Source organism: Pseudomonas sp. B22(2017) (assembly GCF_002113105.1).
Lineage (GTDB): Bacteria > Pseudomonadota > Gammaproteobacteria > Pseudomonadales > Pseudomonadaceae > Aquipseudomonas > Aquipseudomonas asiatica.
On the sequence record NZ_NEJN01000013.1, the window covers coordinates 134,424 to 156,544 of the forward strand.

General features: G+C 62.2%; 21 protein-coding genes and 1 pseudogene. 7 read left to right on the top strand and 15 right to left on the bottom strand.

From position 1 onward, the window contains the following. The first annotated feature begins 129 nt into the window (after positions 1–129). Positions 130–831, top strand: coding sequence for a 4'-phosphopantetheinyl transferase (locus CAG18_RS22145; protein WP_085721549.1), 702 nt, complete (start codon positions 130–132; stop codon positions 829–831). A 3-nt stretch (positions 832–834) separates the two neighbouring features. Here the strand turns inward: CAG18_RS22145 and CAG18_RS22150 are convergent, their stop codons facing one another. Both CAG18_RS22150 and CAG18_RS22155 read right to left on the bottom strand, forming a co-directional pair. Further along, positions 835–2,442, bottom strand: a complete 1,608-nt coding sequence (locus CAG18_RS22150) for an ATP-binding protein (protein ID WP_085721550.1) — start codon at positions 2,440–2,442, stop codon at positions 835–837. After that, entirely contained in the window at positions 2,439–3,137 is a 699-nt protein-coding gene (locus CAG18_RS22155; RefSeq protein ID WP_085721551.1) for a response regulator transcription factor, read from the bottom strand. Before CAG18_RS22155 ends, CAG18_RS22150 begins: the two co-directional genes overlap by 4 nt. Positions 3,138–3,966: 829 nt before the next feature. On the opposite strand from CAG18_RS22155, the gene CAG18_RS22165 reads away from it, so the two are divergent. From CAG18_RS22165 to CAG18_RS22175, 3 genes are all read left to right on the top strand, one after another. Continuing rightward, complete coding sequence (locus CAG18_RS22165) at positions 3,967–6,846, top strand: ribonucleoside-diphosphate reductase subunit alpha (protein ID WP_013973842.1); 2,880 nt, start codon at positions 3,967–3,969, stop codon at positions 6,844–6,846. Between the two features lie 246 nt (positions 6,847–7,092). Then, on the top strand, positions 7,093–8,343 hold the full coding sequence (locus CAG18_RS22170) for a ribonucleotide-diphosphate reductase subunit beta (RefSeq protein ID WP_015271500.1): 1,251 nt from the start codon (positions 7,093–7,095) through the stop codon (positions 8,341–8,343). A 199-nt stretch (positions 8,344–8,542) separates the two neighbouring features. Further along, the gene (locus CAG18_RS22175) at positions 8,543–9,079 is read left to right on the top strand and encodes a Bro-N domain-containing protein (protein WP_085721552.1); all 537 of its coding nucleotides are present in this window, start codon (positions 8,543–8,545) and stop codon (positions 9,077–9,079) included. Between the two features lie 342 nt (positions 9,080–9,421). On the opposite strand, the gene CAG18_RS22185 is transcribed toward CAG18_RS22175, so the two are convergent. Together CAG18_RS22185 and CAG18_RS22190 are read right to left on the bottom strand one after the other, a co-directional pair. Beyond that, on the bottom strand, positions 9,422–9,883 hold the full coding sequence (locus CAG18_RS22185; RefSeq protein WP_085721554.1) for a hypothetical protein: 462 nt from the start codon (positions 9,881–9,883) through the stop codon (positions 9,422–9,424). Between the two features lie 31 nt (positions 9,884–9,914). Continuing rightward, positions 9,915–10,370 carry a hypothetical protein gene (locus CAG18_RS22190; protein WP_015271502.1) on the bottom strand — a complete coding sequence of 152 codons (456 nt, stop codon included), beginning with the start codon at positions 10,368–10,370 and terminating at the stop codon, positions 9,915–9,917. Between the two features lie 505 nt (positions 10,371–10,875). Between CAG18_RS22190 and CAG18_RS22195 the strand changes: the two genes are divergently transcribed. From CAG18_RS22195 to CAG18_RS22205, 3 genes are all read left to right on the top strand, one after another. After that, positions 10,876–11,076, top strand: a complete 201-nt coding sequence (locus CAG18_RS22195) for a hypothetical protein (RefSeq protein ID WP_052329232.1) — start codon at positions 10,876–10,878, stop codon at positions 11,074–11,076. A 79-nt stretch (positions 11,077–11,155) separates the two neighbouring features. Next, a complete protein-coding gene (locus tag CAG18_RS22200) occupies positions 11,156–11,803 on the top strand; it encodes a hypothetical protein (RefSeq protein ID WP_223997998.1) in 648 nt (215 codons plus the stop codon). 71 nt (positions 11,804–11,874) lie between these two features. Then, positions 11,875–12,465 (top strand): hypothetical protein, encoded by a 591-nt coding sequence (locus CAG18_RS22205; RefSeq protein ID WP_170304005.1) that lies wholly within the window; start codon positions 11,875–11,877, stop codon positions 12,463–12,465. A gap of 1 nt (position 12,466) precedes the next feature. On the opposite strand, the gene CAG18_RS22210 is transcribed toward CAG18_RS22205, so the two are convergent. The 11 genes and pseudogenes from CAG18_RS22210 to CAG18_RS22255 all read right to left on the bottom strand — a co-directional run. Beyond that, positions 12,467–13,363 (bottom strand): LysR family transcriptional regulator, encoded by an 897-nt coding sequence (locus CAG18_RS22210; protein WP_015271506.1) that lies wholly within the window; start codon positions 13,361–13,363, stop codon positions 12,467–12,469. A 374-nt stretch (positions 13,364–13,737) separates the two neighbouring features. Beyond that, positions 13,738–15,774, bottom strand: a complete 2,037-nt coding sequence (locus CAG18_RS22215; RefSeq protein WP_085721555.1) for a pyridoxamine 5'-phosphate oxidase family protein — start codon at positions 15,772–15,774, stop codon at positions 13,738–13,740. A 27-nt stretch (positions 15,775–15,801) separates the two neighbouring features. After that, complete coding sequence (locus CAG18_RS22220; protein WP_015271508.1) at positions 15,802–16,431, bottom strand: glutathione S-transferase family protein; 630 nt, start codon at positions 16,429–16,431, stop codon at positions 15,802–15,804. Between the two features lie 279 nt (positions 16,432–16,710). Then, positions 16,711–17,268 (bottom strand): UPF0149 family protein, encoded by a 558-nt coding sequence (locus CAG18_RS22225; protein ID WP_085721556.1) that lies wholly within the window; start codon positions 17,266–17,268, stop codon positions 16,711–16,713. 5 nt (positions 17,269–17,273) lie between these two features. Further along, the gene (locus CAG18_RS22230; RefSeq protein ID WP_085721557.1) at positions 17,274–17,825 is read right to left on the bottom strand and encodes a UPF0149 family protein; all 552 of its coding nucleotides are present in this window, start codon (positions 17,823–17,825) and stop codon (positions 17,274–17,276) included. 91 nt (positions 17,826–17,916) lie between these two features. Continuing rightward, a complete protein-coding gene (locus CAG18_RS22235) occupies positions 17,917–18,906 on the bottom strand; it encodes an asparaginase (RefSeq protein WP_085721558.1) in 990 nt (329 codons plus the stop codon). Further along, a complete protein-coding gene (locus CAG18_RS22240) occupies positions 18,903–20,057 on the bottom strand; it encodes a hypothetical protein (protein WP_085721559.1) in 1,155 nt (384 codons plus the stop codon). The genes CAG18_RS22235 and CAG18_RS22240 overlap by 4 nt, the downstream gene beginning before the upstream one ends. 10 nt (positions 20,058–20,067) lie before the next feature. After that, on the bottom strand, positions 20,068–20,964 hold the full coding sequence (locus CAG18_RS22245) for a nitrilase family protein (RefSeq protein WP_054571840.1): 897 nt from the start codon (positions 20,962–20,964) through the stop codon (positions 20,068–20,070). Positions 20,965–21,108: 144 nt separating this feature from the next. After that, positions 21,109–21,441, bottom strand: a pseudogene (locus CAG18_RS27580) (amine oxidase); the annotation flags it as partial. Further along, positions 21,428–21,787 (bottom strand): FAD-dependent oxidoreductase, encoded by a 360-nt coding sequence (locus CAG18_RS27370; protein ID WP_223998001.1) that lies wholly within the window; start codon positions 21,785–21,787, stop codon positions 21,428–21,430. The gene CAG18_RS27370 and the pseudogene CAG18_RS27580, both read right to left, overlap by 14 nt. A gap of 144 nt (positions 21,788–21,931) precedes the next feature. Next, positions 21,932–22,121 (bottom strand): thiamine pyrophosphate-dependent enzyme (locus CAG18_RS22255; RefSeq protein WP_232873947.1); only part of this gene is annotated, 190 nt, incomplete at its 5' end.

The window sequence follows — 22,121 nt, forward strand, 5'->3', positions numbered from 1 at the left end:
CACAGGGGCCGCGCAAAGCTTGGGCCGTGCCCTGTACCTGTGGGAGCTGGCTTGCCGGCGATTGGGCTGCAAAGCAGCCCCTGCGATCCGATCTCCCACACCGTCACCTCGGCTGGCACAATACCCCCCATGAACACACTCCCCGCCTGCTGCGCCCCGCTCCAGCACCACTGGCCCCTGCCCCGCCCTCTACCCGGCGCGGTGCTGGTCAGTTGTGCCTTCGACCCCGCCCATCTGGCACCCGACGACTTTCAGCGCGCCGGCGTCGTGCCTGGCGCCAGCCTGCAGCGCTCGGTGGCCAAGCGCCAGGCCGAGTACCTGGCTGGCCGGGTATGTGCCCGCGCCGCGCTGCAGCGCCTGGACGGCCGTGACTACGTGCCCGGCACCCACGAGGACCGCTCACCCATCTGGCCCGCCGGCATCCACGGCTCGATCACCCACGGTAAAGGCTGGGCTGCTGCCGTGGTTGCTGCCGAGGGCAGTTGCCAGGGCCTGGGCCTGGATCAGGAAGCGTTGCTGGATGACCAGCGTGCCGAGCGACTGATGGGCGAAATCCTCACCCCGCCCGAGCTCGAACGCCTCGACCGCCGCCAGCCAGGCCTTGCAGTCACCCTGACCTTCTCGCTGAAGGAAAGCCTGTTCAAGACGCTCTATCCGCTGACCCGCCAGCGCTTCTACTTCGAGCATGCCGAAGTACTGGACTGGTCCGCCGAAGGCCTGGCCCGCCTGCGACTGCTCACCGACCTGTCGCCGCAGTGGCGGCATGGCGCCGAACTGCAGGGCCAGTTCTGCCTGCTGGACGGCCACCTGCTCAGCCTGGTCAGCGTCTGACCGTCACAGCGGTGCCTGCTGCCGTGGCCAGTTCAGGCTGAAGCAGGCACCACCCAGCGCGGCGCTGCGCCCCACTGTGGCGCGCCCCGCGTGCCAGTAGATGATCCGCCGCACGATCGACAAGCCCAGGCCATGCCCGCCCGAAGCGCGGGTACGGCTGTCGTCGAGGCGGGTGAACGGTGTGAAGATACGGTCCCAGACGCCCTCGGGGATCCCCGGGCCGTCATCCTCCACATCAATGCGGCAGCGTTGCTGCCCCAACTGGTAGCTCAGGCGCACCTCGGCCTCGGCGTGACGCATGGCGTTGCCCACCAGGTTCTGCAGGGCCCGGTGCAGGTAGCGCGGTTCGGCCTCGACCCAGGCGCCTTCGCCATCCGCGCCCTGGCACTCACCACGCACCACCCGTACCTCGGCACGCAGCGGCGCGAGCTCTTCGATCACCCGGTCGAGCAAGGCATCCAGGTCTACCCGCTCGAACTTCAGCGCCGGTGCGCCCTGCTCCAGGCGGGCGTAGGTGAGCATCTCGTCGACCAGCTTGTCGAGGTCCTGGATATCGCCGTCCATGCCCGCCAGGTGCTTGGCCCGGGCCTGCTCGGTGGTGGCACTTTCGATCATCTCCAGGCCAAAGCGCAGGCGTGCCACCGGCGTGCGCAGCTCGTGGGAAACCGCCCGCACCAGCTCGCGCTGCATGGTCAGCGAGCGCTGCAGGTGCTCGGCCATGCCGTTGAAGGCCGCGGCCAGGCGCCCCACCGAGTCGGCGTCGCCGGCCGGCACACGGGTGTCCAGGCTGCCCTGGGCGATGCGCGTGGCGGCAATCTCCAGGCCCGACACGCGCCGCTCCAGTTGGCGCACCAGCAGGTAGACCACCAGGCCGATCAGGCACAGGCCAAGAAAGGTGATCAGGATCAGCAACTGCGGCGGATACGGGTTGAGCTGGTACAGCGGGCCGATTTCCAGCACCCAGGGCGAACCCGCCAGCCCGGCGAACACGCGGATCGAGTCACCATCCTTGCCCAGAGCCATGACCGTGTCGCCCTCCTCGACCCGGCGCCGCTGGTCATCGTCCAGGCTCACCCGCTCGATGCGCTGCAGGGCCACGCCAAAGCCGAAGCCCTTTTCTTGCTTGATCTGTGCCAGGCGCTGCTGCTGTTCGGTCACCGGGTAGCGCACCAGTTCGTCGGCCAGCAGATAGAGGGTGGCCCGCGCCAGTTGCTCGCTGATCTGTTTGATCTGCGCTACCAGCATCAGGTCTTCCTGGCCGACCTTGCGCAGCACCTGGGCCGCATGCGGGCCGGTCTTCTCGACCACCACCAGGCCGCGGTACAGGCGCGCCCGCTGGCTGCCATCGAGTGTGCGCGCGGTCATGGGTTGCAGCGCCAGCGGCACGCCGAGCAGGCGCTCCCAGATCAGCAGCGAGCGCTTGCGTTCGGTGTCGTTCTGCAGCGCCAGGTTGTCGGCCATCAGGCTGAAGGTACCCTGGGCCAGGCCCTCGCGGTGCTGGGCGGCACGCACTTCGTTGACCAGGTGCAGGCTGAGCACCCCGAGCAGGGCCACCAGCACCAGCACGGCCAGCATGCCGCCATAGATGCGCAGGAAGATCGAGTTGTTCATGGGGCCTCGCCGACGAACAGGTAGCCCTTGCTGCGCAGGGTCTTGATCAGCCTTGGCTGGAGCGGGTCGTCGCCGATCTTGGGGCGGATCCTGGAGATGCGTATGTCGATGGAGCGGTCCTGGCCGTCGTAGCCGACGCCACGTAGCGCGGTGAAGATCTGCTCGCGCGTCAGCACCCGCCCGGCGTTGCTGGCCAACAGCCAGAGCAGGTCGAATTCGGCGCCGGTCAGCTCGATCAGCTGTTCCCCCAGACGCGCCTCGCGCAGGCGATTGTCGATGCGCAGCGCGCCGAAGGCCAGGTCCTGGCGCTTGCTGTCCGGTGCTTCGCTGCGGCGCAGCAGGGCCTGAATGCGTGCCAGCAGCAGGCGTGGGCGTACGGGTTTGCAGACGTAGTCGTCGGCCCCCAGGTCCAGGCCCTGGACCTGGTCGAGTTCATCGCTGCGGGCGGTCAGCATGAGGATCGGGCCAGGGTACTGGCTGCGCACCCGGCGGCAGATGCTCAGGCCGTCCTCGCCGGGCAGCATCAGGTCGAGAATGACCAGGTCGGGCTGGCTGTCGACGATGCGCCGCGCGGCGCGCGCGCCATCGCCCTCGACGCTGACTTCGTAGCCGTTGGCCTGCAGGTACTCGGCGGTGAGCTCGGCCAGGCGCTGGTCGTCTTCAATGATGAGGATGCGGGGTGCGGGGTGGTCCATGGCTTGTGCCTTTGTTTGTTGTTTTTCTATGGCCTGTGCCGGCCTATTCGCGGGTGAACCCGCTCCCACAAGGACCGCACCGCTTTCGAACCCTGTGCAGTACCTGTGGGAGCGGGTTCACCCGCGAAAGGGCCAGCACAGGCAACATAACCCTTTAACCAAAAAGCAACATCCCCTCGGAATACTACGGCTGCCATCCGGTACTGCCAACCTGCCAGCAGCCCCTAGACTGAACCGTTTTTTGTGATAGGGTTCGCGCCCGAAAAATTCTGCCCCGGGGCAGCAAGGCGCAGAAAAATACTGCAAACCACTTGGCACAAGGCCTACAGCGAATACCCACCATTCACTCACAAAGTACGCACAAGTTATCCACAGGCGCTCGCCTTGCAAAGCCCCCGATACCGCATTATCTTGTATCCCGATCGCAGCGAACCACTAGATATAGGGGTTCGTGCAAAATCACACACAAAAGTCAACCCGCAAGATCAAGCGATTTTTTCGGGTGAACTTCAAGTGATTCCAGCAGCCAAACCGCTCCTGCGGAGGCGACCGAGGCAAGCCCTGCCAGGGCCTTGTTCGGGTATGGGTGTTACAGGCCAGGCCTGGCATCCATCAGCAACAGTTTTTGGGCCCGGCCCAGAACCTTTGACTTCGGCCAGGGAGCGGCGAGCCATTGCCCCTTTTTCCTGAGTCTGTCCCGAAGTTGGTACGCCCGCGCGGGCGGATGCGCATGCATTGCCCATCCCCGCCAGGCCATCGAGCAAGTGGACGGAACGGTGGGCGCCCAAAAGGCGCCTGAACAATATAGAAACTGTGGAGACACCCACCCATGCAAACCGACACAACTCGCGAGAACCCGCAGGCCAAGGTGCCGCAGGCCGCCGATTCCAACCAGGATCTGGCCGCCACCGCTCCCGGCCAACTGCGTGTGATCAAGCGTAACGGCACTGTCGTCCCCTACACCGACGACAAGATCACCGTGGCCATCACCAAGGCGTTCCTCGCAGTTGAAGGCGGCACCGCCGCCGCTTCGTCGCGCATCCACGACACCGTCGCGCGCCTGACCGAGCAGGTCACCGCCACGTTCAAGCGTCGCATGCCATCGGGTGGCACCATCCACATCGAAGAAATCCAGGACCAGGTCGAACTGGCCCTGATGCGCGCCGGCGAGCAGAAGGTCGCCCGTGACTACGTGATCTACCGCGAGCAGCGCGCCAAGGAGCGTGCCACCCGCGTCAACACCGAGTCCGTGGTCGAGCCGCACCCAAGCATCCGCATCACCCTGGCCGACGGCAGCCTGGCGCCGCTCGACATGGCCCGCCTGAACACCATCATCAGCGAAGCCTGCGAAGGCCTGGCCGAAGTCGATGGCGACCTGATCCAGCGCGACACCCTGAAGAACCTGTACGACGGCGTGGCCATCAAGGACGTCAACACCGCCCTGGTGATGACCGCCCGTACCCTGGTCGAGCGCGAGCCGAACTACTCGTTCGTGACCGCCCGCCTGCTGATGGACACCCTGCGTGCCGAAGGCCTGGGCTTCCTGAACGTGGCCGAGAGCGCCACCCACCACGAAATGGCCGACCTGTACGCCAAGGCCCTGCCGGCCTATGTCGAGAAAGGCGTCGAGTTCGAGCTGCTGGACCCGGCCCTGAAAGGCTACGACCTGGAGCGCCTGGGCAAGGCCATCGACCACGAGCGTGACCAGCAATTCACCTACCTGGGCCTGCAGACTCTGTACGACCGCTACTTCATCCACAAGGATGGCGTGCGCTTCGAGCTGCCACAGGTGTTCTTCATGCGTGTGGCCATGGGCCTGGCGCTGGAAGAGAAAGACAAAGAAGCCCGTGCCATCGAGTTCTACAACCTGTTGTCGTCCTTCGACTACATGGCCTCGACCCCGACCCTGTTCAACGCCGGCACCCTGCGCCCGCAGCTGTCCAGCTGCTACCTGACCACCGTGCCGGACGACCTGTCGGGCATCTACCACGCGATCCACGACAACGCGATGCTGTCGAAATTCGCCGGTGGCCTGGGCAACGACTGGACCCCTGTGCGTGCACTGGGCTCCTACATCAAGGGCACCAACGGCAAATCCCAGGGCGTGGTTCCGTTCCTGAAAGTGGTCAACGACACCGCCGTTGCCGTCAACCAGGGTGGCAAGCGCAAGGGCGCCGTGTGTGCCTACCTGGAAACCTGGCACCTGGACATCGAAGAATTCATCGAGCTGCGCAAGAACACCGGTGATGACCGTCGTCGTACCCACGACATGAACACCGCCAACTGGATCCCTGACCTGTTCATGAAGCGTGTCTTCGATGACGGCAAGTGGACCCTGTTCTCGCCTTCGGAAGTGCCAGACCTGCACGACCTGACCGGCAAGGCCTTCGAAGAGCGCTACGAGTACTACGAAGCCCTGACCGAGTACAACAAGATCAAGGTGTTCAAGACCATCCAGGCCAAAGACCTGTGGCGCAAGATGCTGTCGATGCTGTTCGAGACCGGCCACCCGTGGCTGACCTTCAAGGACCCGTGCAACCTGCGTTCCCCGCAGCAGCACGTGGGCGTGGTCCACAGCTCGAACCTGTGCACCGAGATCACCCTGAACACCAACAAGGACGAGATCGCGGTCTGCAACCTGGGCTCGATCAACCTGCCGAACCACATCGTCGACGGCAAGCTGGACACCGCCAAGCTGCAACGCACCGTGAACACCGCCGTGCGCATGCTCGACAACGTGATCGACATCAACTACTACTCGGTGCCGCAAGCGCGTAACTCGAACTTCAAGCACCGCCCGGTCGGCCTGGGCATCATGGGCTTCCAGGATGCGCTGTACCTGCAGCACATTCCGTACGGCTCCGATGCTGCCGTCGAGTTCGCCGACAAGTCGATGGAAGCGGTCAGCTTCTACGCCATCCAGGCGTCCTGCGACCTGGCCGACGAGCGCGGTGCGTACGAGACCTTCCAGGGTTCGCTGTGGTCCAAGGGCATCCTGCCGCTGGATTCGCAACAGATCCTGATCGAGGCCCGTGGCGCCAAGTACATCGATGTCAACCTGGAAGAGTCCCTGGACTGGGCCCCGGTGCGCGAGCGCGTCAAGAAAGGTATTCGTAACTCGAACATCATGGCCATCGCGCCGACCGCGACCATCGCCAACATCACCGGCGTGTCGCAGTCCATCGAGCCGACCTACCAGAACCTGTACGTGAAATCGAACCTGTCGGGCGAGTTCACCGTGATCAACCCGTACCTGGTCCGCGACCTGAAGGCCCGTGGCCTGTGGGACTCGGTAATGATCAACGACCTCAAGTACTACGACGGTTCGGTGCAGCAGATCGAGCGTATTCCGCAAGAGCTGAAGGACCTGTACGCCACCGCGTTCGAAGTCGAGACCAAGTGGATCGTCGATGCCGCCTCGCGTCGCCAGAAGTGGATCGACCAGGCCCAGTCGCTGAACCTGTACATCGCCGGCGCCTCGGGCAAGAAGCTGGACGTGACCTACCGCATGGCCTGGTACCGTGGTCTGAAGACCACCTACTACCTCCGTGCCCTGGCCGCGACCAGCACCGAGAAGTCGACCATCAACACCGGCAAGCTCAACGCCGTTTCCAGCGGTGGCGACAGCGCCCCGGTCCAGGCAGCCGGCCCTGCGCCAGTGCCGAAGGCCTGCGCGATCGACGAGCCTGACTGCGAAGCCTGCCAGTAAGGCCAGGCCGAGGCTTCCTGCGGGAAGCCTCAACGCGTTTTCCGCACCACTGCGGACCCTGTGGGAGCGGGTTCACCCGCGATGAGACCGGCACTCCCGCCGCCTCTCCACAGCCAGACACAACAAGCCCTGGCTACAAAGCCGCGGCCAGCCCTTTTCGGGCACCTCAGATTTGCGTGCACCGCACCGCAACCAAGATCCACCGGCCATACTTGATAGATGGCCCTCAAGCAGGAGCATCTCACCATGCTGAGTTGGGACGAATTCGATAAAGAAGACGGCGAAGTAGCCGCCAAAGGCAACACCCCTGCGCAGGCCGCTGCCGCCGCCACCCTCGACAAGCTCGATAGCGCCGGTGGTGCCGCCGCCCTGGAAGCCCGTGCCGCCACCGCCGACGACTCCGACGCCGTCAAGCGCGCCAAGGCTGCCCTGAACGACCTCGACATCGCCGAAGGCCTGGCCGAGCTGGAAGGCTCCAGCGCCCGCGTGCGTGTTGACGAAAAGCGCATGATCAACTGCCGCGCCGACCTCAACCAGCTGGTACCGTTCAAGTACGACTGGGCCTGGCAGAAGTACCTGGACGGCTGCGCCAACCACTGGATGCCGCAAGAGGTCAACATGACCGCCGACATCGCCCTGTGGAAGAGCATGGACGGCCTGACCGAAGACGAGCGTCGCATCGTCATGCGCAACCTCGGCTTCTTCTCCACTGCCGACTCACTGGTAGCCAACAACCTGGCCCTGGCCGTGTACCGCCTGATCACCAACCCGGAGTGCCGCCAGTACATCCTGCGCCAGGCCTTCGAAGAGGCGATCCACACCCACGCCTACCAGTACTGCATCGAGTCGCTGGGCATGGATGAAGGCGAGATCTTCAACATGTACCACGAGATCCCGTCGGTCGCGAAGAAAGCCGCCTGGGGCCTGAAGTACACCCGCGCCATCTCCGACCCGGAATTCAACACCGGCACCGTCGAAACCGACAAAGAGCTGCTGCGCAACCTGATCGCCTACTACTGCGTACTGGAAGGCATCTTCTTCTACTGCGGCTTCACCCAGATCCTGTCCATGGGCCGCCGCAACAAGATGACCGGCGTGGCCGAGCAGTTCCAGTACATCCTGCGTGACGAGTCGATGCACCTGAACTTCGGTATCGACGTGATCAACCAGATCAAGATCGAGAACCCGCACCTGTGGGACGCGGCGATGAAGGAAGAAGCGACCCAGATGATCCTGCAAGGGACCCAGCTGGAGATCGAATACGCCCGTGACACCATGCCTCGCGGCGTGCTGGGCATGAACGCAGCGATGATGGAAGACTACCTCAAGTTCATCGCCAACCGTCGCCTGACCCAGATTGGCCTGAAGGAAGAGTACCCAGGGACCACCAACCCGTTCCCTTGGATGAGCGAGATCATGGACTTGAAGAAAGAGAAGAACTTCTTCGAGACCCGCGTGATCGAGTATCAGACTGGTGGGGCGTTGAGCTGGGATTGATAGTCCGGGCGAAGCATAGAGAAGGCTGCCGATTGGCAGCCTTTTTTATTGGCAGGAAAAAAGCCGAAGAGGAAGCTTCCTACAAGGTTCTCATTGTGACTTTTGTATCGTCGCGATAACGTCTGTCGGCGCTTAAGAACGCTCACGCAGCGGTATTCCGTTCCCGTTAGCAGCGGCTCTCCAATTCAGGATGGCCAAGATGGACAGTTTCAATACCCCTACCCTCTTCACCCGCCGCAACCGCCCCCTCCACACCCTCTGGCTCGAATCCCAAGCCTGGTTCTGCGCCCACGAACTCGGCCGGCTGAGTGGTCACTTCTACGACGAACACTGCATGCGCAAGCTCGACCCGGATCAGTACCGCTCCGTGCAGTTGCTGCGCTATGGCAAGTACCAGGAAACCACGATGGTCAGCGAGTCCGGGGCCTATACCTTGTTGGCGCATCACCATGTGCCGGAGAACCGGCATTTGCGCTGGTGGCTGACGCATGAGGTGGTGGCGGTGCTGCGTGATCGGCAGGCGGACGGCGTGGAGGATGTTCCGCGACTGGGGCAGATGTGCTGGCCTGGGGGGCGGAGCGCGACGTTGTTGTATTGGCAGAGTGAGCCTTGGGTGAGGATGCGGGATATGCCGGTGGTGCTGGCTGGGGAAGTGCAACAGCTGCCGCCAGTAGAGCAGCCGAAGTTGAGTTGGCGGGAGTGTGCGCAGCGGGCGCTGCGATTGCATGGGGTTTAAGCGGCGGGTTTGCCTGGGCGGGCCTCTTCGCGGGTGAACCCGCTCCCACAGGTACTGCGCTGGCTTCGAGCTCACGCTGTACCTGTGGGAGCGGCCGTGGCCGCGAACACCGGCGCAGCCGGTGCCATGCACCGCACCGCCTGCTTCGCGGGCTTGCCCGCTCCCACAGCTACTGCGTTGGCTTCGGGTTCACGCTGTACCTGTGGGAGCGGCTTTAGCCGCGAACACCGGCGCAGCCGGTGCCATACACCGCGTCGCCTGCTTCGCGGGCTTGCCCGCTCCCACAAATGCCGGTGACATCCATAGCTAGTTCATTTGCCTGTCTATAACACCACTGCCCTGCTACTTCCCCTCCCCAACCGGCTCCACCCGCTGCACCACGATCTGCATATGGGTCGCCATGTCAGTCAGTATCACCTCCCCTTCCTTGTACTCCGGGGTGATCATCAGCGAGCGGATAAAATGCTCGTTGCCGCCCTCGCGCTTTTGCACGTTCTCGAACGCCACGATGACCGTGTCGTTGCGCCAGTTGCTGATGTCGAAACCGCCCGCAGCAACGAACTCACTAATGTCGCGCTCGTCGTTGAAGACATTGGCAGGCAGGATCAGCAAGCGGTCCTTGAGAAACACCTCGTAGTACTGACGAGGCCCCACCGGCCAGTTCTGCGCCACCACGTGCTCGATGCGCCAGTGATGGACATTGTTCTCATAAACCACCACGCGCTCGACCTTGTGCCCGTTGCACGCAGCAAGCAATGGCAACAGCAAACCAGCGAACCCGATAGGCATGCGGCGCAAATTCATCCAGAAGCCTCGTTACATCAGCGAAAACACGTTACTTGGCAGCTTTCGCCGCCTGGCGGTTGGCCCTGCGAATGTCCCGGTAGCCCACCAGGCGCACGCGCATTTCCCGGTAGCGCTGGGTATTGATGACCAGCAAGGCCAGCAGCCCGAACAGCAAAACCGAGACGTAGCCGCCCATGTGCGGCCGGTAAGCGTAGCTCGGCAGCGCGGCCAACACGGCCAGCCCGTTCAGGCCGATCAGCCCCCGCAGGCCCCAGGCGTATCCACGCACCAGCGCGATATGCGAAGCGGCGCTCACCGTGCATGCCAGCGCCAGGGCCAGTACCGACAGCGACTGGTCCGGGCTGCGCAGCCAGGTGGAGAACACCAGTGAAACACTGCCGCCAATGGCAAAGCAGGACAGCTGGAACTCGGCGATGAAAACGCCGAAATAGCGGGAAAGAAATCTTTGCAGTTCCTGACCCTTTTGAAACTTCGATCCATTCATATGAGTGAGCGCTGTCGTCCTTGAAAACCGTAGAGCGCGGCTAGCTTACCTTGACAATTGCGAATGAATAAACCATAAAACCCGACTTCGAAGTGCCTGCCAGCGCGATATCACTTTGGCACTTTATGTAAGTTTCGCACCTGTGCACATTAACAACTCCGCACAGGCACACGCCCTCCCCAGGGCCGATAGGAGATCGAATTCTGGTGAATGAATCGCCGTTGCTTTCAGCGCTGTTCCCGCAGGCCGGTTCTGGGGAACTGAAATGAAGCGTGTGTCCAAAGCCCTGCCGACGCTGCTGGCTGCAATCGCCCTGAATGCATGCGCGCATGCGCCCGCCCCGTCATCGAATGCGGGGCCTGAAGTTATCCTTGCCGGGCACAAGCTTGCACTTGTGAACCACGAAGGTCGTTGCGCACTGCGCAGCTCCGATGCATCACTGCTAGAGCTGGACATGCCCTGGCCCTGCCAATTCAGCCCGGATAGGGATGGAGGCAAGCCTCGCGTGGAACAGTTCAATGGTGTGCAGATCATCATTGTCAGCCATGTGCAGCCAGCCCTGTCGCTGCCCGGACGTTGCGATAGCCAGTACCAGGCTGTTCGCCAGATGGGCAACCGCCTCGAGCCTTCCATCCTGGCACGTGGCGCCAGTTGCTCAAGCGGCCCTGTGGACCAGAAAAACTTCGTAGGGCTGTTCGAGTGGTAACCGAAATCGCGGACTACCAGTCGCTACGCCAAGTCGTCCGCAAGCGCAAAGGGTGTTACCAGCCATGAAGAAAATCCTCTTGTCCCAACAAGATCGCGGCTTCGGCCAGATCGGTGGCGCGGCTTTGCTCAAGGACCTCTCCTTGTGGCCGAAAAACCCGGAAACCGGCATGTTGATGACGCCCATCCTGACCCTGAGCGAGCGTTTCCAACCGGCCATGTTTGTCCCACCCGGCATGGCCATCACGGTTTTCCTCGCCGTCGAGCAACATCAGGATGGCAGTTTCAGCCGCCCTCTCCAGCGTCGCTATACGGTCAATCAACAAGCCGAACTGCTGAACGTCCTCAGTAGCGGCTTTGCCCGGGTCATCCTGCATGAACTCGCCAGCCAGCCACTGGAACCCGCCAATCCCCCTTTGCTGCTGGAGCGAGCGTTCATAGATTTCGAAGAAATGACTGACGAAGAGCATGACGAGGAACATCAGGATGAGGACAGCGGGATCGGCCTGAGCAAACCCAGCGGTAGGCCCTGCTGGCTGCAGGACCCGATCTACGAACCAACGCGCTACATGTTCATGATGCAACTGATAGATGCTGACGTGGCCGAAGCCAGCCCTCAGCATGCGGGGCTGTTCGGCGAAGGTAACGGCTATCTGTTCGTGGACATGCAGGCACGCCGTGGCAAGCAAGGCGACGACGCCGGTTTCTTCTTCATTCAGTTCGCCTGAATGACCAGCCAGGATCAAGGTCCGCCCATGAACATAGCTACGGCACGAACGGCAAGATCTCGGGGCCTGGTATGAATATCTACCATTTAGACAACGCGCCAACGCCTTGGGGAGACTGGGGCGCGGCACTGGTCCAGGGCATGATCGCCTGGGACGAAGATACCGATGTAGACAGCATCAAGCGCGCCGGCCCGTATACCCCGGCCGCCTACATACGTTCGGGTTCTCTGGTGCTCACCCAGCCGGTCAAGGAAGCCCTGGAAAAAAGCGGGCTGAAGGGGGTCGGGCGTTACGAGCACCTGGAGAAGACCCATATCGTGCACATCGACTGGCTGCACTGGGATACCAGCAAACCCATTACCGAATACCTCGATCTGGAAGGCGAGCCGACCTGGATCATCGATTCCCTGCCCCATGACCCTGAGCTTGCCGCACGTATGCCGGAGTACTGGCAGGCATTCGTGGTGGGCAAGCTCTACCTGCTCAAGGACCCGCAGCATGACCCTGCCGACCTCGGCCAGTATCTCAAGGTGCTCAAGGCCGACGAGCAAGCCGATTTATTCAAAGGGGATGTCTATCGTGGGTATTTCCTGAGCGAACGCGCCAAGGAGTGGCTGGAACAGCAGTGCCCAGGTTGCTTTACATTCACCCTGCTCGGTTGAATCAGTCCAGCTGCCGAGCCCTCAGCGCCTGCGCCAGCATGTCAATGAAGGCGCGGACCTTGGCCGAACCGTACTTGCTCTCCCGGTGCAGTATATGGATTGGCCACGGCGCCTCTTCGTATTCGGCAAGGATCACCTGCAACTGCCCACTGGCCACCTCATCCGCTACCTGATACGACAGCAGGCGGGCAATGCCCAACCCGCCGCTGGCGGCAGCGATTGCCCCGTCATTGCTGGTCACCGTCAAGCGAGGCTTCATGCGCACCAACGTTGGTTCATCGGTTACTCCGAAACGCCAGCCGGCTCGCGGCGACAGGTTGGTGGTGCCGATCACCGCATGCCCCGCCAGGTCGGACGGGTGCTTCGGCACGCCGTGGCGCGCCAGGTACTCGGGAGAGGCGCACAGCATGCGCCGTACCCTGCCCACCCGCAGTGCTTTGAGCCCGGAGTCGGGCAAGGGGCCGATACGAACGGCCACATCCATGCCCTCTTCGACCATGTTGACGATGCGGTCGAGGAAGTAGGCGGAAACGTCAACCTCGGGGTACTGCTGCAGGTAGTGGACGATGCACGGCATGACGAACTTCTTGCCGAACAGGATGGGCGCGGTGACGGCCAGGTCGCCCTTGGGCGTGGCGTTGATGCCGGCGGCGGCTTCGTTGGCCTCGTTGATGCTGGCGAGGATATGGCGGGTGTCTTCCAGATAGCGGCCACCGGCTTCGGTCAGGCGTACGCTGCGGGTGGTGCGCAGCAGCAGTTTGACCCCCAGCTGATCCTCCAGGGCGCTGACGGCGCGGGTGACTGCGGCAGGGGAGATGTCCAGACGGCGGGCAGCGGCGGCGAAGCTTTCCAGCTCGCCTACGGCGACGAACACCTTCATCAGGTGGATCTGGTCCATGCGGGTTCCTGGGAGGCTATGAAGTGCCGGGATTATCTTTCATCTGGGCGTTTTGTGTTGCCTGTTCTGACCTCATCGCCGGCAAGCCAGCTCCCACAGGTACTCCACAGGTTTCGGCAACGGTGGAGTACCTGTGGGAGATTGCCCAGCCCTTTGGGCTGCGCTTTCGCGCAGAGAACCAATATCGCTCGTCTGACGCGTCCTTTGTAGGAGCAGCCTTGTGCTGCGAAGAGGCCGGTACAGCCAATAGACAGGCTTTGTCAGCCCCGGCCTCTTCGCAGCACAAGGCTGCTCCTACAGAACCTCGCCGAACAAATGAGTCATGTGTTGTTCTATGAGAGCTGGCTTGCCGGCGATGAGTCGGTAAAGGCATATCAGATATCCAGTACCAACGCCTGCCCTCCCTCCTCCACCCGCGCCGGTATCGCGCAACAGATTAGCGCAGTCCCACTTTCCGGCGTTTCCGCCGGCGGATTCGGGTAATGCACCCGGCCACTGACCAACCGTGTCTTGCAGGTACCACACGACCCACCTCGGCAACTGAACTCCGGCGACAATCCGCGAGCCTCGGCCAGCTCCAGCAGCGTCCCGCTACCAGGCGCCCAGCGCGCCTCCTTGGCCGAAGCCGCAAAGTACACCGGCACCGGCTCGCTGGCCGCGGGCGGCTGTTGCAGGGTGGGCTGGTCATCGTCGGTGTGCCGCCGGAGCGTTGACGGGCCAAAGGCTTCGGCATGAATCCGCGCATCCGGCACATGCAGCCCGCGCAGCCCTTCATACATGTCCTGGGTAAAACTGCCTGGGCCGCACAGGTAGAAATCGTAGTCGTCCAGCGCAAGCGTCGCCTTGACCTGCTCGATACCCAGCCGACCGGCAAACTCGTAATCACGCCCCGCCAGCGCATGCTCTTCCGGCTGGCTCAGGGCGCGGTACACGTGCAGCAGGCCGCCGGCCTGTTGCCGCAAACTTGCCAGCTCCTCACGGAACGGCAGGTCGGCCAGGCTGCGCGCACCATGGAACAGATGAATGCGCCGTGCCTGCCCCTTGCTCAACTGCTCGCGCAGCATGGCCAGTAACGGCGTGATACCCACACCCGCGCCGATCAGCACCAGCGGCCGCGTACTCTGCTGGTCCAGCGTGAAGCTGCCCATCGGCGAGCGCATGTTCAGCACATCGCCTGCCACGACGTGCTCATGCAGGTGCCGCGAGGCCCGACCCTGGGCTTTGACGCTGATGCGCAGGTAACCGTCGGAAGGCGCGCTGGACAGGCTGTAGGTGCGGATCAGCGCCGCCTCACCGTCGAGCTGGACTTGCACCGGAACATGCTGCCCCGGCGCAAAGGCCATCGCACTGCCAGCAGGAGGCTCAAGGTAGAACGAGCGGATATCACGGCTTTCCTGCTCCACCCGCAGCACACGCCAGGCCTGCCATTGGCGCTGCCGCTGGCGTTGCTGCAGACGTATGTCGGCCTCGGCCCAGGTGCCGGTCATCAGGCTGGTCGGGGCGTACTCCTTGAAGGCCCAACGCAGGGAAACGGCAGCCGGGCGCCGCACCAACTGCTCGACCTCCAGCGTCCACAAGCGCTCGGCGCCTTCGAACGCCTGGATGGCGGGGCTGTCCAGCAGCAACTCGGCATGCCCGTATAGCTGCAACACGTTGCCGTTGCTGAAATCGATGAATAGCAACCCTGCTTGCGGGTTCACCAGCAGGTTGCCCAAGGTGTTGAAGTGCAGGTTGCCAGCATAGTCGGGGATGGTCAGGCGATTACCTTCGACCTTGATGAACCCGGGCCGCCCGCCACGGTGGGAGACATCCACCGAACGCTGGCCGTCGACATGCTCGACATAGCTGGCGACAAAGAAGGTGTCGGCTGCCTGGATCATGCTGACAGCCGAGGCATCGAGTGTCGTCGCATCGACACGCCCTTGGGCGGGTTCCGCGACACGGGTGTAGTCACGCAGCTGGATGTACTGCGGGCAGTTGCCGAACGACTGCTCCACAGTCACCTGCAGTTGCCCGTCGCCGGCCTGGTGGATCTGGCCGTTGAGGCGGTTGCGCCGGCGGGTGTGCAATTCGATCCCCAGCAGGCCGACCGCCTGCCCGGCAGCCAGCCCCGGGGTGGCGGGATCGTCTGCTGGCAGTTGAGTGTCGATCGTCAGCTGGCGCGGGTCCGGCGAGCTGACGAAACCTTCCGGCCCTTCCAGCAGCGTTGCCCAGGGCCGCCCCAGTGCGTCCACGCTGGCGGCGACCATGAACGGCAACTGGTGATAGAAAATACGATGCTGGTCGGGCATGTAGTCACGAATGACCTTCTGCCCGAACGCCTCCATGCGCTCCGCGACACCGGCTTTTTCCTGCAGGGTCTTCTCCCCCGCATGCCAGGGCGAGGAGTGGTGGTCCGGGTTCTGTTGCATGGCGGCGTTCCTCGCAGTGGCGGGATATCAGGCGCTGGTCTGCAGGCCGATCACGGTGCGTGGCATGGGCACGAAGCGCGGCAGCGCCTCGATCCGCGCCAGCCAGCTGCGTACGTTGGCATAGGGCTCCAGCGACACATTGCCCTCCGGTGCGTGGGCGATGTAGGAGTAGTTGGCGATATCGGCGATGGTGGGTGTGCTACCGGCCAGGAAGGGCGTTTTGGCCAGCTCGGCGTCGATCACCTTCAGCAGGGTATGGGCGCGGGTAATCACTTCGTCGGTGTTGAACGAGGCTCCGAACACCGTGACCAGACGCGCGGCAGCAGGGCCGAAGGCCAACGGGCCGGCAGCGACCGACAGCCAGCGCTGGACGCGGGCGGCGGCAGCGGGCTCCTCGGGGAGCCAAGTGCCGTTGTCGTACTTCTTGGCCAGGTACACCAGGATGGCATTGGAGTCGGCGATCACCGTGCCGTTGTCGTCTATGACCGGGACCTGGCCGAACGGGTTGAGGGCCAGGAAGTCCGGCTGCTTGTGCGCGCCTTTGGCCAGGTCGACGAACACCAGCTCGGTGGGCAGGTTCAGCAGCGAAAGCATCAGCTCGATGCGATGGGCGTGGCCGGACTTGGGGAAGTTGTAAAGCTTGATCGGGTTCGACATTGGCTTGGCTCCTGATCAGCACCGGGGTGGGCTGGTGGAGCACATGCTGCACCGGTTCGGCTGGCAGCAGAATCCGTGTGGCGGGGAAACCATAATTTCGCGGAGCGGAATAATGCACTCAGGCTTCTGGCCTCCTCGCGGGCAAGCCCGCTCCAAAAGCACTACACCCTCCCGTGGGAACGGCTTTAGCCGCGAAGAATCCAACGCGGTGCCTGGCACCGGCTGCGCCGGTGTTCGCGGCTAAAGTCGCTCCCACAGGTCCCTGCTAAATCAGAGAAATCAGCCCAATCGCTGCTGCCGTTGGTAGAGGTAAAGAACATGCACAGCATCTACCACCAACGGCACAGTGGCTTGGTGTTCTTCGAGGCTCATCTTGTCCAGGACGGAAAAATTTTCCTCCGAACCGTGCAAGGCAATAGCGTCGAGATATTTTTGAAGATGGGCAGGTAATTCTGTCCATCGTCCCAAACGAACACCCCGCATGTACCCGAAGCACCACTCTTCAAGCACTACAATTTCGCCCTGCGCAGTATCTCTGACCTCAAAGAACAGATTCAGCTCATCCGTGGCTTCGCTGAGCATGATCGCGACGGTGTTGTAAAACTTGATGATCAAATCCGTGTAGCGCTGAGCCTGGGCCTTGCTTTTGAACCGAGGCAATTTGCCGCCAGAAACCTCCGGCAGCCACTCACTTGGTGGCAGCATATGCGGCGAGCTGCATAGGGCATTCACAAAGCCATCGAGTTCACTGACATCAAGTATCGCGTCATCATTGCCATACTTGAAAAGCAGCTCTCCCAGCTCGTCCAACTCCTGGTCGGTGATGGGGTTACTCATAGAGGTCAATCCTGCAGCCGGTGGTAACGGTAAAGCCTGCGTGCTGCCTCGGTCACCTGAGGCACGCAGGACTGGATATCCGCTTCGCTCATCTGGTCCAGCAACTCGAAGTTGTCCTCCAGCCCATGCAGCGAAATGGCCTTGAGCAGTTGGTCCTGCTCCGGCGGCAGCTCGGCCCAGCCAGCGACCTGGGTGCCGCGCATATAGCCGAAGCACCATTCCTCCATCACGACCACCGTGCCTGCCTCGCCTTCACTTTCCTCGAACAGCGGCTCGAAGTGATCGACGTCGTCCCCCAACTCCTCCGCCACCTGGCTGGCATAGCGCAGCATCAATGCCGTATACGCCTCCTCATGCGCCGGCTTCTTGAATTTCGGCACCTTGCCACCAGCCACCGAGGGCAGCCACTGTTCCGGGGTGACAGTGGTCGGTGAGCTGGCCAGTGCAGTGAAAAAGCCATTGAGCTCGGCCAGGTTGAGTACCGAGTAGTCATTGCCGTAGGTGATCAGCAGGTCTTCGAGGCGGTCGAGTTCTTTTTCGCTGAGTGCGGGGAGCATGGGTGAACATCCTGGGAAGCAAAAGTGTGTGCACCCTAGCACAGCAACGCCCGAAGGGCTGCCCGCGCTTACAGCTTTGCGGGCAGATTGCTTAACGTGGCAACCAGCCATGCAGCAGCTGCTGCCTGCCAGTTCCGATCAACAGCCATAGCAGAATGCGACACTTGCGCGGACACAACTGCCCCGCCATATGTACCCCCTTGCTCTGCAGATCGATCTCGGCACCGGCAAAACCGTAAGAGGCCGTGGCTGTTGGGCCACTGCCTGTGCGGGTAGCAACAATCACTGGCAAGGTAGGCGCGAGATGGCCAAGCACTTCGGACCAGCTACTGGAAACGTGGCCGGCACCAAAACCGGCGATGACCAGCCCCTCGTAGCCCAGTGCCGCTGTAGCCTTCAACAACGCCGTATCTGCGTCCAGGCACGCTTCCAGCATTGCAACCCGGTGCTCGGTGCGATGCGGTAACGGCAGCACCTCTCGTGGGCCAGGTGGCTGACGATATACCACAGCACCTTCCACAACATCGCCCAGCGCTCCACACCCGGGCGATTCGAATGCAGCCATCGCGAGGCTTGCCGTCTTGCGAACCCTTGCAGCACAGTGGACCTGATCATTCATCAGTACCAGAACGCCGCGCCCACGGCTGCCCGGCGCCAGTGCAACCTGCGCCGCAGCCAGCAGGTTGGCCGGGCCGTCGTTGCCCGGCTGGCTGGCCGCGCGCATGGCACCGGTCATTACCAATGGCGCATCGAACGGCCAGAGCAGATCGAGGAAATACGCCGTTTCCTCGAGGCTGTCGGTACCTTGTGTCAGTATCACCGCGTGTGCTCCGCGAGCCACCTCGCCCCGGGCCCAGGCCAGCACCTCGAGCATCGCCGCAAAGCCCAGCGAGGCACTGGGGAGCAGACCCAGAGTGGCAGCTTCAAGCTGGGCCATCTCACGCAGTTGCGGCAACTTGGCCAGTTGTTCATCGCAGTCAAGCTTGGGCATCACCCCCCATTCGCTCGCACTTGCCCGCATGCTCACCGTCCCTCCAAGGCTGGCAATCGACAATTTGGGCAGGTTTGCATGCGCTTTCATACGCCACCTCCAGCAAGCAGCCCGACCAGCGGAACGATCGCCAGTGTGCTAATGGCCATCGACACTACATTGCCGATGTAACCATGCATGTAGGCCGGCAAGCGCTGACTGATGGCCACTGCCAACGGTGGCGCTACCAACGCGCCGAGCACTGCACTGGCTACGACCACTTGCCAGCCTCCTCCGTGGGTGAGCACAGCGGCAGGTACGATAGAGACGATGGGAATGTAAGTGGGGTACCAGCCTCGCGCCTGCCATTGGCGACGCCAGAACACGACTCCCACCAGTGATGCCAGCGTCTGCCCGGCAACCATCGGTATCAGCAGCAGCGAACCGTAGACTGGCGCAGCGGGGGCCAGCATGTATGCCAGGAATACCCCCAGCAGCAGCCCGAGGCTAGCCAGTTCATTACCAAAGAATGGCGCTTCGCTGAAATCGGCCAGTACACGCCGCAAGGTCCAGGCCACACCGTAATCGGGTTGGGCCGCAACGGGCTCAGGTGCGGCGGGCGGTTGACTGGGCCGTACCCATGATGGAAAGCGCCAGCACAGCATGAACGCCACCACGCTTGCCAGCGCCATGCCGCTTACGTTGCCGACTACCACCGGCAACTGCAGGGGGTAGCACAGGTAATTGACCATGAACAGGCTGGCTGGCGTTACCAACAGCGCTCCCAGCAGTGCGCCGGTGATGGTCACCTGCCAACCCGCACCAAACAACAGCACCATGGCTGCTGGCAACGATACGAAAGCAACGAAGGTTGGTTGCCAGGTGCCACTGGCCAAGGTCCATCCCCACAACGCGTGACTGAGCAACAAGCCCAGCAGCGAACTGGTGAACACCCACGGCCATAGTCCGCTGCCGTAGCAGATGGCAAAGCCGTGCCAGCGATACCCATGCACATGGGCCCAATGCGCCAGGCAAGCTCCCAGTAGCAAGCCCAGGGCGGGCAACTCGTGCTTATAGAAGGCCACTTCGCTGATATCACCAACTATCCAACGCAAGCGGCTTAGCGGCTGATCAAGCGTCGCTGCCAATTGCGTGTAGTCCGGCCATTGGCCCTGTACGAGGCTGGCGGCCAGCAGCACCACCAGGCAGGCAAGGATCAACACCGACGAACGCTGCCGGTTGGGGAAGAGTTGCGTTTTCATATGCAACTCCTCAGCGGGGCATAGGTGCATGAAGGCGATAGCCAAGCGTCGCATCGTAAAGGTCGGTACGCCTGTCTCGCGGCAGGTCGTTGAGGCTGTTCCAGATCGGCGCCGAGCGGGCGCTGCTGAGGTCGACATCGGCGTAGAGAATGCCCTCCTCCTCTGCACTGGCCACCTCGCCGATGGGCCAGCCATTGGTACCGGCAATCAGTGAACAGCCCAGGAAGCGACCGCCCCGCTCGCTACCTATGCGATTGGCGGCAGCGATGTAGACGTTGTTGGCGTGTGCCGCCGTCATGGTCAGGTAGGACGCCATGCAGCGCCCTGATTCATCGAACAGCGGTGGTGGCGTCCATACCCAGTTGTTCAGGCTGCAGATGATGTCGGCGCCTTGCGCGGCCATCAGCCGCGGCACTTCCGGGAACCAGATATCCCAGCAGATCAGCAGGCCGATACGGCCGATCGGTGTCTCGAACACTGGGAAGCCCAGGTCGCCAGGGGTGAACCAGAGCTTTTCCTGGTTCCACAGGTGCGCCTTGCGGTAATGCCCGAGCAAGCCTTGCGGACCGAACAGTGCGGCACTGTCGAAAAGTTTCAGTCCCTCGCGTTCGGCAAAACCCGCAGCCAGATATACCTGGTACTCCTTGGCGAAATCCGCCCAGGCTTTCAGGCTGCGCCCCTCCTCCAGCGTTTCGGCATGGGCATAGGCCTCTGCACGCGTGTGGAAGGTGTAGCCGGTGTTGGCCAGCTCGGGTAGCACGATCAGGTTGGCGCCTTCACGCGCCGCGCACCGGGCCAATGCCAGGCCCTTGCTCAGGTTGCCATCGCAATGCTCCAGCCCGACCTGAGGGTCGTACTGGATGACAGCGATACGTACGGGGCTAACGGGCGTGCAGTGTTCAGACATGGCGGCTTCCTTTTATGGTTGTTTTGGAAGGGCGCCAGTAAAGCGGGGTTGGGCGGGGGCGTGACAGTCGGGGAGTTCCTATGGGATCGAAGGACGAGAGAAGTGTTCCAGTAGGAAATTCCCCACAAAAACTCCCGGATGCAGCTATTTCCCAGCTTGATAATGTGGGTAGTGGTTCAGGATAAAGCCACCATTGAACGATGCCGATGTTCTGTTGCATAGGTTGATGACCACATCAAGCGCCGTGCGTAAACACGGCTCGGTCCAGCCGGCGTCAACAGAGAAGGACTCTCCAGCCAGATACAACCCTGAACTGGCACTCAGATCACGGTTGTACTTCATCAGGCTCACTGCATCGTAATAGGTCCCAGCCCGATACAACTTTGCGCAGCCAAGCGCGTTTCGATCAGTCATCCAACGCTGTATGCGAATGTTTCAGGTATCGATATAAGGCGATATGGGTTCAGCCACGTTGCTCCCCCATTTCAAAAGGGGTTACAGGTTGCTTGTGATTTCCTGCGTTATTCACCAGCGTAAGGTGACGCCCACCCACACGTCGGGACTGCTCGATCAAGGTGATACGGGTAAAGCCGCAACGTAGCAATTCTCGGGCTGCAGTTAGCCCGGTAACACCAGCACCGACAATACATATCCGGTGATCCGGCTGAGTGGCGTATGCAACTCCGCCCTCTTGTTCGAGTAGACGGCGATAATCAAAGCAAAGATCAGGAGGGTTAGGGTAACGCGCAGCCCACGGCTTTACGGACAGGGATGGCTCGATAGCCAGATCAGCAGGATGGTTGTGTGTTGAGCCGATGGTCATGGTCTCGTGTTCTCAATGAGTTGGGAACATGAGAATGATCAATCAAGAGATGCGTGAGGAGGTTGTTAATTAGCACCAACTGGCCACCACAGGATCGGGAGATATCTGTGGTGGCCGGGTTGATGTCAATAAAGCCGTTACACCTTACACCGCCAGCGCGCGCTCACGCAGCTCGCTATTGAGGATGCGGTCGTTCTCGCTGTAATCGACCGGGCAGTCGATCACGTGCACGCCAGGGGTCTTGATGCAGTGCTCCAGCAGCGGCAGCAGGCCTTCGGCGCTTTCCACGCGGTGGCCGTTGGCACCGTAGGCTTCGGCGTACTTGACGAAGTCC